This is a genomic window from Desulfurivibrio modestus (genome assembly GCF_044068625.1).
GTDB lineage: Bacteria > Desulfobacterota > Desulfobulbia > Desulfobulbales > Desulfurivibrionaceae > Desulfurivibrio.
Genome location: NZ_JBIPKH010000007.1, coordinates 44,381 through 58,866 on the forward strand (window position 1 = coordinate 44,381; position 14,486 = coordinate 58,866).

A 14,486-nucleotide genomic window follows, 5' to 3' on the forward strand; every position below is an offset into this window, starting at 1 on the left:
GCCCACCGCTTAACGCAACGCCCCACACCATGCCCGCCGCCCCCCCCACGCCTGACAGTAATTCTCTTTTTGAGAATGAAAATTTGACAACGTCGACAAAATTTGCTGTTGACATTTAAAAACAATTGACGTTAAACATCACTTAAATTCAGCTCCTACTATTAGATAGTGTGCCCCGTAATACAAGGCAACAGAAGGATGCAGAACTGGCGGACCTCATTTCATCAATTGCATAACCAGTCGAAATTACGGTTTAATTGTGATCGACCGTCGTCCTTCCTTGCCGAAAAAACATAAACTGTTTGCGATTTAACTACTATGTAATTTTCGCAATAAGTAAATCCTATCAGGCGAGGAGTTGCGATGACCGATGGTACGCTGGAGCGGGCAAAATCAACCGATAAATCCGACCAAATCGAATATCCCTTAGCACGCTGGTTATTCATCTTTATTCTGCTTCTGTTCTTAAGTCCCCAGGGGCTCCTCGCAGGGGATCACATCTTCGGACCACATACATACGAGAGGAATGACGGGCGACCCCACACCCATTCAACAATTTTTCCGAGTCTGACAACCGGACTTGGGCATCTTCTGGAAATACGCAATGGAAATAATGAGGGAGGAGATCGGGTTTCAAGCGCCATTGTCACCATCAATGGGATAGATGTCGTCAAGCCGTCCGACCTTAGCCAACAGGTGGCGCACCTTACACGTGAAGTCACCCTGGGCTCCTCAAACACCTTTTCCGTGCGCATCTTCGGCGCCCCGGGCAGCTTCCTTACGATAGCGATCATAGGCACCAGCCAAGAGCCGCGGGATCCGCCGACCGTCTTTATCGAGGCCCAGCCCGCAACCATCAGTCAGGGCGATACCGCCACTCTGAGCTGGGAGGCAGCCAACGCCCATACCGTTTCCATCGATCACGGCATCGGCGAAGTAGAAATCACCGGCTCCCTGCTCGTCTCGCCGGCCGAAACCACAACCTACACCATATCCGCCAGCGGACCGGGAGGCTCCGCCTCCGACAGCGTCAAGATCACCGTCGAGCCGCTGCCTGTAGAACCGCCGACCGTCTTCATCGAGGCCCAGCCCGCAACCATCGACCAAGGCGATACCGCCACCCTGAGTTGGGAGGCAACCAACGCCCATACTGTTTCCATCGATCACGGCATCGGCGAAGTAGAAATCACCGGCTCCCTGCTCGTCTCGCCGGCCGAAACCACAACCTACACCATATCCGCCAGCGGACCGGGAGGCTCCGCCTCGGACAGCGTTACGATAATTCTGGCCTCAGACCCTCCGCCGGTTGCTTCTGCCGCCAGGGTCACCCGAGCCAATGTGAATACAGGGTTCATCGGTTCCAAACAGATAGTCCGCACTTCTACCGGACGCCTTTATTACCTGAATGGCAACGCGGGACACACTGGCTTCTGGGATGGCTGGATAGAGGTGCATACCTCCGAAACGGGATACTCGTGGCAAAAGGTCAGTGCCCAAGATGAATGGTATTGGCACCATGGTATCTCGGCGGCCATTGACAGCACAAATGTAATCCATGTGATCTCCTATAACTGGAATCAGCGGCCATATTATCGTCAACTGAATACAGTTGACAGCGTTGCGGGGTCTCATTCCTGGGGAGCCGTCGAACAACTCGACTTGCGGACCGGGGCGTCAGGCAGCCTCACTTCCATAGCAATAGACGCCAATGATGTCCCGCATGTGCTGTATCAACTTCGCGAGCAATACCGGGGCAGTTACTATACATCGTTGCATTATGCGAACCGCGTTGAAGGCGTATGGCGCACGATCACACTGATACCCGTAGAAGCTCAAAGTCAAGCCACGCCCGCGGATATCGCCATCGGACCAGACAACATCCCCTACATCCTGGCAGGGAATCAAATGCTGAAGGGGAACGCTAATAATCCTTCTTTTTTCGACACTTATACCGGCACAGGCACCGGACATTCCTTCGTCATTCACCAAAATGGCAATGTCCGGGTGGCTGCAGACTTAAACGGCAATTACATAAATTATCTGCACGATGCGACTCAGTCCTGGAGCCAGGGATGGGAACTGCTCGATTCCGGGTTGCAGGGCGGCCAAAACAGCAGGTTGGTACTGCTCGAGGATACCGCTTATGCAACCTGGGTCACCGATAATGAGTTCTGGGTGCGCAAGGGGTTCGACCAGCCAATGCTGATTGCCAGGATTCCGGACGGCTACGGCAACCTCAGCTCCTTTGTTGCGCGCTGGAGTTTCTATAACCACCACCGACCAGACATCATCGACTTTGGGTCGAGATCCTGGCTGAGCTCGTGGGGTGCGCCCAACACCGGAAACCACTACTGGCATGCCAGTCTCAATCCCACTGCCTCGGCTTCGTTCAGTGCCCATCCTACCCAGAGCCTGGGCGCTCCCTTGACCGTGCAGTTTACCGGCCATGGCTACCCTGCCATCGGCGCTTCAATAATCGGATGGGCATGGGATTTCGACAATAACGGCCAGATCGATTCCTATGAGCAAAACCCCACCCATACCTATACCGAAATCGGGCTTTACTCGGTCCGCCTCAACGTAACCGACTCATTCGGCAATACCGGCACAGCGCTCCGGGAAAACTACATTCAAGTAGGCGTTGACTCAGATGGTACCCCCTACTACGGCCAACTCTCCTTGTCATCAGATACCGTTGATTTCGGCACGATCAATACCGGCGGCTACCATTGGGCGTCCCTTGAGATCGCCAACAATGGAACCGGGCTGCTGGATCTGGGAGCCATACCTTCTCTCGAAGCGCCTTTTTCGGTAAGTAAGGACAATTGTTCCGGCGCCGTGCTTTATACCCATGGCCCAACATGTACTATCATGCTGGGTTTCACTCCTGCCGCTGAAGGAGTCCATAGCGCAAAACTCATTATCCCTTCGAACGACCCGGACAGCCCCTTGACCAAAGTCTCCCTGGTCGGCAAATCGGAATCCGGGCCCCATACGGCTATCACCGGCACAGTCAGCAGCAGGGAAACCAGTGAGCCGCTGGCCGGCGCCCTGGTTTCCGTATTACACGCCAGGGATATCCACCTCAGCCCCGGGGATTATGATATTGCTAATTGGGGGCCCGCCGAATTTGAGGCGATCCGTGAAAATAACGATGTCAAGGCGGTCGATTCCGGTTCCACCTCAAAAATATTCAGAACAAGAAATCCTTTTGTTTCGCCCGACCCAATCAGCATCACCTGGAACGGGCTGGGATGCGACTCTCGCGATCAAGTCCTGGGACAGAGCTTCATCGCCGGCGACAACGGCTTGCTTACCGGCGTCAGCCTCAAGCTTGCACGGGAGGTCGGGGCTGAGGATCGCATTTTCGGCAACGTGAAGGTCTTCCTGAAGTCGCAGACAGGTGGGGACTCGGATGCGGTTCTCGCGGAGAGCAACTCCGTGGCTGCCAGGGATCTTGATACATCCGGCGCTTGGGAGGATTTCTCTTTCTCGGAACCTGCTGCGCTCATCAAGGGCCAAAATTATGTGCTGGAACTTGCCGGCGATACTTACAGGAAAGATTTTTTCGACGACGTTCTGTTCAGAGTCTACTGGCGTTACCAGACACCGGACCCGTACAAGGGGGGTGAGGGATTTCAGCGAAAACAAGGCATATGGGAGCCCATATCGGGCAGCTTCGCCTTCAGAACCTTTATTGACGGGAAAGAGGATCAGGCCCAGGTCGCCGAATGCTCATCCTGTCCGGGGATTTCCAACCAGGGATCTGTCGTCCGAAGGATGCAGCTGCATGCATACAACCATAAACTCGAGCGGTGGGATCACCTGCAGACCGCTCAACACGAACTCGGTTATGACGATGTTACCCTGGCAGGCTTGATCCTCGACAATTCCGCCGATTACTACGATTCCGACGGTTGGATCGAGACCAGAATCACCTACACTCCCAGCATGCAGCACCCAATGCCGTTTCTGGCCACCGACTATCTTGCCATTGATTTTCTCTCAACCCATAGCGGCGAGACCGACGCAAGCGGTCAATACAGCATAAGCGGGCTCCAGAGCGGGAGTTACGACGCTACCGCCGATAAGGCAGGGTATCATCCGGAGAACACCGCAGGCGCTATAATTGCCGGCGAAACGCATCGACGCGATTTCCAACTCCAGCCGGCTCCGCCCCTCATGATAACCATAACCTCGCCCGATGATGGCGCAAAGGTAACTGGATGGCCTCTCCTGATCACCGGAACGGTGACCAATGAAGCGGAGGTAACGGTAAACGGTCAAACAGCGACCCTAAATGGAGAAAATTACCGGGCAAACCTATATCCTGCGGGTTATGGCGAATATGTAATAAACGTGACCGCTGTCGACCAGTATGGGCAGAGCCGAACGGCAACTATTGAGGTACTGCTGGATATGGGGCAAATTACCGGCGTCGTCACCGCCACGGCGACCGGGCAGCCCATCCAGGGCACGACAATCCAGTTGCGAGCTTCCCAGTCTTCACCTGTTTACCAGACCGTGTACTCGGGACCGGACGGAAGCTATGAGTTGATGGGGTTGCCCCCCGGCTCCTATTATCTTACAGCGTCCAGACACGATTATCTTCCGGTCTCCTTTTCCGGGGAGATTGCCGGCGGCCAAAGCCTCGTTCACGACATGGCCTTGAAAATGGTTGCCCCGGTTATAAGCAACATCGGGATCACCGAGATAACCACCAACTCCGCCACCGTTATCTGGACCACCAATCAACCGGCGGACAGTATGGTGGAGTATGGCGAAACCTCCGCATATGGAAGCTCGGTGGCCGACGCCACTCTGGTACTCAACCACAGTATGGAACTTGCCGACCTCAAACCGGGCACGACGTACCACTTCCGGCTTATCTCAACCAACAGCGACGGCAGCAGCCGGTCAACCAGCAACCAGACCTTGCAAACCGAGACATCATCTAACCCTCCCGAAATCAGCAATATCGAGGTGGTGGACATCACTGGCACCTCAGCCACAATCGCCTGGATCACCGACCAACCGGCAGACAGCGTGGTGGAATACGGGACCAGCCAGTCTTATGGGCAAACTGTATCTAAAGACCACCCTACCACCATTCACACCCTGACCATAACCGGCCTTGCACCAGGGTCGAATTACCATTTTCGGATTACCTCAACCAACAGCGATGGCGACAGCCAATCAAGCGATGACCTGACGTTCCGCACCAACGATTCTCCGACAATCAGCAACATCGCCGTGGAGAATATTACCGCCAACTCGGCGACCATTACCTGGAGCACGGATCAGCCGGCCACCGGTAAAGTGGAGTATGGCGAAACCACGGCTTACGGACTTACCGTTGGCAGCACGGAACCGACCACCAGCCATCGCTTTACCCTGACAGATCTTAACTCCGGGCAGCAACACCACTTCCGGGTCTCATCCAGCAACCAGGAGGGGCAGACCACAACCTCGGGCAACCACAACTTTGAGACCATCGCCCTGTTTAACCTGCAAATCTTGTCGCCCCAGCAGCACGAAACAATCCCCCGTTCCAATGTCCTGGTCAAGGGAACCATCAGCCACAACGAAGGGCTTGAAACCGGGATCGTGGTCAACGGAGTAACCGCCCTGGTCCATAACGGATCCTTTGTCGCCGATGTACCCTTGCAGCCCGGTGACAACACCCTGATTGTCGGAGCGATCGACATCAAAGGCCAATATGCCGCGAAATCGCTTTATCTTACCTCGAGCCCCGCTGCCCGCTACATCACCGTGAATGCGAATGCGGAATCCGGCCCCGCCCCTCTGGAGATCAAGCTCGGGGTGGAAGCCGGTTTCTCCTGGTCCGGACAACCGCAACTTTCCTACCTGGGACCGGGAGTGGTCGACATCGTCTCCTCTTCAACGGATGGCTGGGAACTCAGATTGAACGCACCGGGCATCTATGAGTTCACCGTTACGGTCCAAGACGAACAGGGCGCTTTTTTCAGCGACCAGGTGGCCGTTCTGGCAATTGACCGGACGGCCCTCAACCATAATCTTCAAGCCAAATGGGAAGGAATGAAGCAGGCACTGATTGCCGGAGATATCGACACGGCGGTTGAGCATTTCTCCCTGTGGCAGCAGGACACCTTCCGGGAAATCTTTACGATCATGAAAGCCGAGTTGCCGCAGATTGCTCAGGAGATGCAGGATATTGAAATGATCCACCAGAAAAACAACACCGCCGAGTATCGGATAAGAAGAGAGGTGGTCTTCAGGGGAGAGCCGGAGATTGTTACCTTCTATATCTACTTTGAAAAAGGGGTCGACGGGATATGGCGGATCAGGGATTTTTAAACCGGTTAGTCCGGTATTTTAACAGGATGGGAACGGGCCGTAAATTTATTATCTGCGCCAGTCTTTTGCACAGCGCATTACTTTTAAACGGCTGCGCTGGGCCAACCACCATCCGAGTACTCGACGCCGAAACCAAGGAGCCTATCGAGGGGGCAGTGGCTATAGCAATGTGGTACCGAACCAAGGGTCTCCCCGGGCTATCTTCCACTTATACCGCCAAGGTCGTGGAGGCGGAATCGGATGCCGACGGCTTCTTCAGAATTCCCGGGGTCGCCGGCACCCTGGCCCTGCAGAAGCCCCACCTCAAGGTCTACAAGCCAGGGTATGTTGGATGGGACTCAAAACTAATTTATCTGGGGCGCAGCGAAAAAAACCCAACGATCCCTGTTTACGAAAGAAGAGAGACGTTCGCGATGAAAGACCAAGATCTTTATCTGGAGCCTTGGAGGGAGGAATATACTCATGTTAGTCATGAACTTTTCTTAAGTATACCAGGAGACAAAATCGACCTGAGCACTTCGAAGTACCTTACAAAAATTCATGATTACGAGGCACCGCGCAGCCAGAGTGAGAGAAAATTGCGCAGGGAGAGGATGAAATGATGAACAGGATATTCAGCTATTCTATTGCATTTTTTTTGTGTTTGCCTCCATCAATTGCACTTCCCTTTGACGACAAGAAAACCCATCGGGAACTCACTGTACTAGCAATTGAGCATTCATCACTCGAGCTTTTTCTCGATAATCAATTAGCATTATCTGGCGGATACAATAGTGCCCTGAAAATTGGCTCTACAAGCCGAACTGCAACACAATGGCTTCGGGAAGGTGCCTTCCTTGAAGACGACCCGCGCTGCCGCGCCAGCAATCATTTCCATGATCCCACCAAACCCTGGCCCGAGGCCATGTTGACGGATTCCACCTGGTATCTTAATCTTCGCTGTGGAACTTCAAGATATTCCAACCTGGTCTGGGCCACCGGCATGGTGGACGAGAACCAGACACCACTGCACCCCCCAGTGAACAATGACCCCAACATTAACAATGGCCGGAACTGGTCAGTAGCCCGGGATCTGTTTTACCACGCCCTGACCAGTTCCAGCCAAGTCGAACGTGAACACTACCTGGCCGGAACCTTTCTGACCCTGGGCCACGTACTCCACCTCCTCCAGGACATGGCGGTCCCGGCCCATACCAGGAATGATTTTTCGCAAGGACATACTCAAAACATTGGCTGTCCCGAGGGGTGGCGGTGCGGGCTCGACTGGATTGGCAATCCCTTCGAAGGATATGTGCGGGATAATTTCGATCTGATCGATGAAGAGATTTCCATCATCAGTAAACCCTTCACCGGCGAAAAGGTTCTGACCAATTACTGGGACACCGGGTCGGTCCGCAGTTCCAACTCTTACCAGACCGGATTCGACATCGGTCTGGCCGAGTACAGCAACACCAACTTTGTAAGTTATTCCACCATATTCCAGCATGAATCAAACACTAAGCACTACTTTCTCTAAAAAAGGGGACGATGGAATATGGCGGATCAGGGATTTTTAAGCCAGATAGCTCGACATTTTAACGGGATGGGAACGGGCCGTAAATTTATTATCTGCGTCAGCCTTTTGGTCAGCGCATTACTTTTAAACGGCTGCGCTGGGCCGACCACCTTCCAAGTGCTCGATGCCGAAACCAAGGAGCCCATAGAGGGAGCGGTGGCTTTAGCAATGTGGTACCGAACCAAGGGTCTGCCCGGGCTATCTTCCACTTATACCGCCAAGGCCGTGGAGGCGGAATCGGATGCCGACGGCTTCCTGAGAATACCCATGCGCTTCGGCACGTTTGCCCTGGATAAACCCCATCTCAAGATTTACAAGCCCGGTTACGTGGGGTGGGATTCCAAGTTGATTTATCTGGGTTGCAGAAAAGATGATAAAACAAGGGCTCGATATCAAAGACGAGAAAATTTCAGGATGAAGAGCCAGAAGTTGTATCTTGAGCCCTGGAAAGAGGAATATTCTTTTGTAAGTCATGGGTCTTTCATCGGGCCGGCTTTGGATCTTCGGGAAGCTGGACTGAAAGAATCGAAGTATTGGAATGCTATAGATTATGAAGTTGCGTTTCGCTTTAAAGAAAGAGAAACTTTTCGGAAGAAGAGGTAAGCCATGAAAAAAATATTTTCTTGTTTCGCCATAGTGTTCTTAATCTCCTCTTCTCTGGCCTTTGCCTTTGACGACAAACGTTCGCATCCTTCCTTTACCGAAACAGCTGTTGGGCACTCAATCCTCGAAGATACTCTCATCGCAAACCTCGGCATTGAGAGAGGCATTGGTACTAGATTGTCTGATAGAATAGATACATTTGCAATCATAGATTGGCTTAAGAGAGGTGCCGAGCTAGAAGACGACCCGCGCTGCCGCGCCAGCAATCATTTCCATGACCCGACCAAACCCTGGCCCGAGGCCATGTTGACGGATTCCACCTGGTATCTCAATCTTTACTGTGGAACTTCAAGATATTCCAACCTGGTCTGGGCTACCGGCATGGTGGATGAGAATCAGACACCGCTGCATCCCCCCGTGAACAATGATTCCAATATTAACAATGGCCGGAACTGGTCGGTAGCCCGGGATCTGTTTTACCACGCCCTAACCAGTTCCAGCCAAGTCGAACGTGAACACTACCTGGCCGGAACCTTTTTGACCTTAGGCCACGTACTCCACCTCCTTCAGGACATGGCGGTCCCGGCCCATACCAGGAATGATTTTTCGCAAGGACATATACAGGTTATTGGCTGTCCCGGAGGGTTCTGTCTGTCCGGCTGGATTGGCAATCCCTTCGAAGGATATGTTCGGGATAATTTCGATCTGATCGATGAAGAGATTTCCATCATCAGCAAACCCTTCACCGGCGAAAGGGTTCTGACCAACTTCTGGGACACCGGTTCGGTCCGCAGTTCCAACTCTTACCAGACCGGATTCGACATCGGTCTGGCCGAGTACAGCAACACCAACTTTGTCAGTCATTCCACCATATTCCAGGATGAATCAAACACGAATCACTACTTTCCATATCCCAATCGGGAAAGCGTTGCTGATCCCGCCTATCCGGAACTGGCCGACTACCGGCTGCATCAGGTCTGGGCCCGGGACGATCAACTGGACCAGGTTATATACGTGGCAAAAAACAACCACGGCGAAAAGATCGATAAATTTTTGAAACCGCGCTATCTCAAATTCGGCGGCGGCTGGCCCGACAACCCGCCGCTATATCGCCTTGCCTTTACCCTGGACGACCAGTGTTACCTTGAATATGCCAAACGACTCATCCCGCGCGCCATCGGCTATTCAGCTTCCCTGCTCGATTATTTCTTCCGCGGCCGTATCGACATTAAAAGCCCATTACAGTTGATCGGCCCCGATTCCTCTATTACCGGCCTTAGTTTTGCCATGAAGAACAGTACCGCCCCCATCGAAGCGGGCTGGAACGTGGAGCCGATGACGGAAGGAAAAATCGAACTGGCTTACAGCTACAAGCTGCCCGACCATCGGGATCCCTTTTTCCGGCGGGTTGGGCAAGCAATTTACGTAATTTCGGGGCCGGCGGACGCCATCAATTACGGCTACGTGCCTGTCACCGTTAACCTGCCGGAAAACGTACCGGCCAATGCTTACGACTTTACATTCACCGTGGTTTTCAATGGCACGCTGGGCAACGAGGCCGGCGCGGTCGCCGCTCAGGTTTACCAATTCGACAATACCCGGCTGGCATACTTCCACCAACCGGGCGGGCAACCCAACACCAGCAATATCATGGTCATCTCGCCGTCTGGAGCCCACCCCTACCCGGTCACCGACGCAACCACTCCCAACCCTTGGTATTTTGGTTCCTCAGCAAAATCTGTGGGTAAACTTCGGCATGGGTAGATCTCCAAGCGAATGATACAAGGCGATTTTCAGCATATCATAAGTCCTGAAGCCGTAGGCTCGTTTCGTAATCACCTTGGCTTTGTTGTTGAACCCCTCGACACAGCCGAGGTCGATCTCGCCTTGGGCCTGAAACCAGTTGAGCAGGAGTGGCCGGTGAGCCCTCAGCATCTTCGCCACCTTTTTCATCGGCTTGAGCCGGGAACGCATGGTCCTGGTGCACCATTTGTCGAGAAAAAAACCGGCCCAGCCGGGGTGGACGTAGTCCCAGAAGCGCTGGAAGTCCTCCTTGAGCAGGTAGGCCCGGATGGTTTTGAGGTTGCAGGCCAGCAGATCTTTCAACTTGTCCACCTGGTTGTCGGTGAGATTCTCCGGCCTTTTGAGCAGGCACCAGCGGCTTTTGGTCAGCACCGGTTCTTTGCCTTTGGCCTTGAGTTCCCGAGTCTCTTCGGCCCTGACCTGGTCAATGGCCTTGCTCATGTGGCTCGCCACGTGGAAGCGGTCGAGGACGTTGACCGCATTGACGGCCTTCTCGGCAATCACCCGCAGATACGGTTTCCACATATCGCTGCAAACAAACTTCAGTTTTCCACTTCGTTCCGGTCCGAACCAGTCGAAGAAGCTCCGGAACACCTTGGTGGTCCGGTTGGGGCCGATCCACAGCAGGCGCTTTTTGCCGGCGTCCAGCTGGTAGACCAGGGTGACGAACTTGTTTTTGGTTCGCTTGCGCCAACAGATTTCGTCGGTGCCGATGGCGGTGACGCCCTCCAGGTCACGGTTGGCAAGACCCCATTCAACGGCCATTTTCACCGAGCGGACCACCGAATCCCAACTGGTCATAAAAGAGACCGCCACCTCTTTCCAGCTCATTCGCTTGGCCCAGGTAGCCAGAAACCAGGCATAAGTGGTGGTCAGCCGATTCTTGCCCCTGGCCCACGGCATTTTTTCCACCTTGGCCTTGCCGCAGCGCGGGCAATCAACCCGGCGCGGACGGTAGAGGAAAAAGACCAGAATCCCCCACAAGGGGACAAACTCGAAGCGCCGCTGGGCCAGGGTGTCGTAGCCCGGTCCTTTTCTGCCGCAACCCGAACAAATCGGCCGGCTGCCGCGCTTGGGCCGCAGGGTGATCTCCAGAGTCAAACGGCCATCTTGACGCAATTTACATCGCTCGTACACAAAACCGGGTTGTTTTTCGATCCGGTTCAAGATAGTTTGAATCAGCATCCTGTTTCTCCTTGTTTGGGTCCGTTTCGTGGTGGAAACTTTTCCCGGCAGGGTAAAACAGGATGCTTTTTTTGTGAAGCGGAAGTTGCCGATGCCGTAGCATGGAGAACCGGGGCCGTCAAGGCCAAGCCCCCTGGCGGGGGTGCGCTGCGCGCAGCCTTGACGGCCCCGGCCCTCCATGCTCAACCTGAAGGTGGCGACGGCGAAGGAGCGGCTTTGCCGCCCTCGCCTCCGGCAGGGCTCAGGTTCTGGAGCTGATTGTTTTCAAAGAGCTATACCCACAAATTCTGCGGACGAGTCGGTATTTTAATGCAACATGGAACAAAAGCGGCACCCTGCTCGCCTTCGAACAGCATAGCTGCAGCGTGAGCGACCATGACGGTTTTTGTGTTTCAGGTTACAGCCGGGACATTATGGTCATGGATCTCTTCTCCGATCAACCGTTTCCCGGTAGTATCATCCATCAACTCAATTACAACGGCGCGCCCGTTGCCGCTCCCGCGTTTGCTCCGGAAGGCAATAGAATCGTCGCATTGAAAAAAATGACCACCGGCTACGGCAACTATGGCAACCTGGTGGTTTTCGATCTTATCAATGACCATAGCTGGATTATCGATACCGGCGACGATCCGGTTCGCACCTGGTACGATGGCAGCTCGCCCGCCTGGTCACCGCAGGGTAACCAGATCGTTTACTATCTTGATCGGCAATACAGCCAGGCCACGGGGAAAATTGAAGGTCAGTTCGACCTCTTTCGCATCAACCCCGATGGAACCGGCAAAATCCGCCTGACGGATGACGATTTCGTCAACACCTTACCGGACTGGTCGCCCGATGGGGAATGGATCATTTTCAGTTCCAACCGCGACCGCGGCGCAGCAGCGGACGGGATGGCATTGCTGGATCTCTGGATCATGGACAAAAACGGCAACAATCTTGAGAAAATCCTGGATTGCTCACCGGCAAGCTGCCTGGAACCGAAATTTTCTCCGGATGGCCAAACCATCGCCTTTACCAACCTCAGCAACATTTTCACGGTAAGCAGCGATGGAGATCCCGGTACCCTGAGAAAGATAGCCGAACCGGGCTATCTCGTCTGGGGCATCAGTTGGTCGCCTTACCTGCCTCGGCCCACTATGGAGTTGCAGGTCGACCCGCCGTTTATCGCGCCAGGCGATCTGGCCAGAATAAGTTGGACCAGCACCGGCGCAGCCCAAGTCCGGATCATGGCCGACGGCCAGGAAGAGGTACATCCGGCCAACGGCTATCTCTTCGTGTCGCCGGACAGCACCACGACATACACTGTTACGGCGATCGGCATATCAGGCGCACGCGTGGACACCGTCACCATCACGGTCCAATGAACAAGCTAGCGATCACGGGGTACCGCCGGCAGGTTCAGGCTTTGCATGCTCAGGATGAGCATCCGGCAGGACTGGGTGAAGAGGCGGTTGCTCATCAGTAGACGGGTGACGTCGTGCTCGCGCAGGCTCTTGGCCGCCACCGCCTTGGCACAAGCCCGGATAAAGTGCCGGTCCGCCTCCTCCACCGCCAGAAAGGCTTGTTGCAGTAATCCGGCATGATCGCTATCCGGCTCGTCGCCGATCCGATCCACCACCTCGCCGATACTCTTAAGCCTCTCCAGGTAACCACGCCAGGCCTCCTGCATGAACTCGTTGTCCTCGCGGCGATATTCGTCGATCTCGCGGTTCTGTTCATGGAGGTTCTTGGCGGCGTTCATGATGCTGCGGGAGGCCCGGATATAGGGTTCCAGGCGCCTGGCCTCCTCCTCCTCCACCTTATAGGCCTGAATTCTGGCGTAATAGGTGAAAATTTCGGCGTGGAGATTTTCCAGATCGTCGTAGGTAACCTCTCCCCGGGTTCGTCCCGCGGGATCGACCCCGTAGATCATCCGGGTGAAATCGATGCTCCATTTAGCCTGATTGACTGCCTCTTTGCGCAACGCCTCGATGGCCGCCTCCGCCACCTCGGGGCTGGTGTTACTGATGTAGCGGGTCAGGTGCAGGCGCCGGGGTTCGGGAATCCGGCGGCGAACAAAGGCGGTTAGGGCAGGAATCAAGGGATAGAAGATCACCACCCCCAACACGTTGAACAGGGTGTGGAAGAGCGCCAGCCCCAGCACGATATTGTCGGCGAAACCCAACAGATCCAGGACCAGCCAGGTCAGCAGCGGCAGCAGCAGGAAGGTAACGGCGGCGGTGCCGGTGGTAAAGATAAGCTGGCTGAAGGCCGCCTGCTTCTTGATCGGAATCCCGCCCATGGAGCCGAGCAGCACCGTCACCGTGGTGCCGACGTTGGCCCCGATCACCATGGCGGCGGCCCCGCCGAAACCCACCACCCCGGTATAGAGCATGGTCAGGGTGATGGCGATGGTGGCCGAGGAGCTTTGCATGATCGCGGTGAGCAGCAACCCGGCCAGGCCGTAAACCCAAAGGCCGAGATCGGGCAGGGCCGAGATGTCGATAACGGCGGCCAGATCCTCGACACTGCTCTTCATGAAATCCAGGCCATGGAAGAGAAAGCCGAAGGCCACCAGCAGCTTGCTGATATTGACGTAACGGGGGGAGCCGGCCAGCAGAATCAGCCCCAGGCCGCCGATCCCGATCATCGGCAGGGCAAAGGTCTCGATCTGGAATTTGAAGCCGAATACCGCCACGATCCAGGCGGTCATGGTGGTGCCCACCTTGGTGCCGATCATCACCGCCACCGCGTTGGCCAGGCTCATCAGCCCGGCCCCGGCAAAGGCCAGCACCATCAGGGACACCGCCGAGGAGCTTTGCAGAATGGCGGTACTGACCACTCCGGAGAGAATCCCCCGCAGCCGGCTGCCGGTATATTTCCGAATCAGCGACTTGAAGGCCCGGCCGGAGAGGAGCTTGATCGACTCCTCCATCATGAACATCCCGAAGAGAAAGATCCCCAAGCCGGCCAGCAGCCGCCAAATATCGAAATGCTCGAAAATGGTCATAATATACCGAAT

General features: G+C 54.8%; 8 protein-coding genes. 6 read left to right on the forward strand and 2 right to left on the reverse strand.

What is annotated here, in order from left to right; genetic code table 11:
• Positions 1-363 precede the first annotated feature (363 nt).
• From ACHHRT_RS06145 to ACHHRT_RS06165, 5 genes are read left to right on the forward strand one after another with little or no spacing between them, the layout of a single operon-like run.
• Complete coding sequence (locus ACHHRT_RS06145) at positions 364-6,339, forward strand: fibronectin type III domain-containing protein (protein ID WP_395498785.1); 5,976 nt, start codon at positions 364-366, stop codon at positions 6,337-6,339.
• Between the two features lie 26 nt (positions 6,340-6,365).
• A complete protein-coding gene (locus ACHHRT_RS06150; RefSeq protein WP_395498787.1) occupies positions 6,366-6,941 on the forward strand; it encodes a carboxypeptidase-like regulatory domain-containing protein in 576 nt (191 codons plus the stop codon).
• Positions 6,938-7,855: a phospholipase C/P1 nuclease family protein gene (locus ACHHRT_RS06155; protein ID WP_395498789.1), complete on the forward strand. Its 918-nt coding sequence runs from the start codon at positions 6,938-6,940 to the stop codon at positions 7,853-7,855. The genes ACHHRT_RS06150 and ACHHRT_RS06155 overlap by 4 nt, the downstream gene beginning before the upstream one ends.
• An 18-nt stretch (positions 7,856-7,873) precedes the next feature.
• Complete coding sequence (locus ACHHRT_RS06160) at positions 7,874-8,497, forward strand: hypothetical protein (RefSeq protein ID WP_395498791.1); 624 nt, start codon at positions 7,874-7,876, stop codon at positions 8,495-8,497.
• Positions 8,498-8,500: 3 nt separating this feature from the next.
• Positions 8,501-10,261, forward strand: a complete 1,761-nt coding sequence (locus ACHHRT_RS06165) for a phospholipase C/P1 nuclease family protein (protein ID WP_395498793.1) — start codon at positions 8,501-8,503, stop codon at positions 10,259-10,261.
• Here the strand turns inward: ACHHRT_RS06165 and ACHHRT_RS06170 are convergent.
• Positions 10,226-11,485: an ISL3 family transposase gene (locus ACHHRT_RS06170; RefSeq protein WP_395498795.1), complete on the reverse strand. Its 1,260-nt coding sequence runs from the start codon at positions 11,483-11,485 to the stop codon at positions 10,226-10,228. The genes ACHHRT_RS06165 and ACHHRT_RS06170 overlap by 36 nt on opposite strands.
• Positions 11,486-11,850: 365 nt before the next feature.
• Between ACHHRT_RS06170 and ACHHRT_RS06175 the strand changes: the two genes are divergently transcribed.
• Positions 11,851-12,849, forward strand: coding sequence for a TolB family protein (locus ACHHRT_RS06175; protein ID WP_395498797.1), 999 nt, complete (start codon positions 11,851-11,853; stop codon positions 12,847-12,849).
• A 5-nt stretch (positions 12,850-12,854) separates the two neighbouring features.
• Here the strand turns inward: ACHHRT_RS06175 and ACHHRT_RS06180 are convergent, their stop codons facing one another.
• Positions 12,855-14,474, reverse strand: coding sequence for a Na/Pi cotransporter family protein (locus ACHHRT_RS06180; RefSeq protein ID WP_395498799.1), 1,620 nt, complete (start codon positions 14,472-14,474; stop codon positions 12,855-12,857).
• Positions 14,475-14,486 lie beyond the last annotated feature (12 nt).

Coding starts and splice junctions, on each gene's coding strand:
- ACHHRT_RS06145 (WP_395498785.1), top strand. CDS start 364: ATGACCGATGGTACGCTGGAGCGGGCAAAATCAACCGATAAATCCGAC.
- ACHHRT_RS06150 (WP_395498787.1), top strand. CDS start 6,366: ATGGGAACGGGCCGTAAATTTATTATCTGCGCCAGTCTTTTGCACAGC.
- ACHHRT_RS06155 (WP_395498789.1), top strand. CDS start 6,938: ATGATGAACAGGATATTCAGCTATTCTATTGCATTTTTTTTGTGTTTG.
- ACHHRT_RS06160 (WP_395498791.1), top strand. CDS start 7,874: ATGGCGGATCAGGGATTTTTAAGCCAGATAGCTCGACATTTTAACGGG.
- ACHHRT_RS06165 (WP_395498793.1), top strand. CDS start 8,501: ATGAAAAAAATATTTTCTTGTTTCGCCATAGTGTTCTTAATCTCCTCT.
- ACHHRT_RS06170 (WP_395498795.1), bottom strand. CDS start 11,485: ATGCTGATTCAAACTATCTTGAACCGGATCGAAAAACAACCCGGTTTT.
- ACHHRT_RS06180 (WP_395498799.1), bottom strand. CDS start 14,474: ATGACCATTTTCGAGCATTTCGATATTTGGCGGCTGCTGGCCGGCTTG.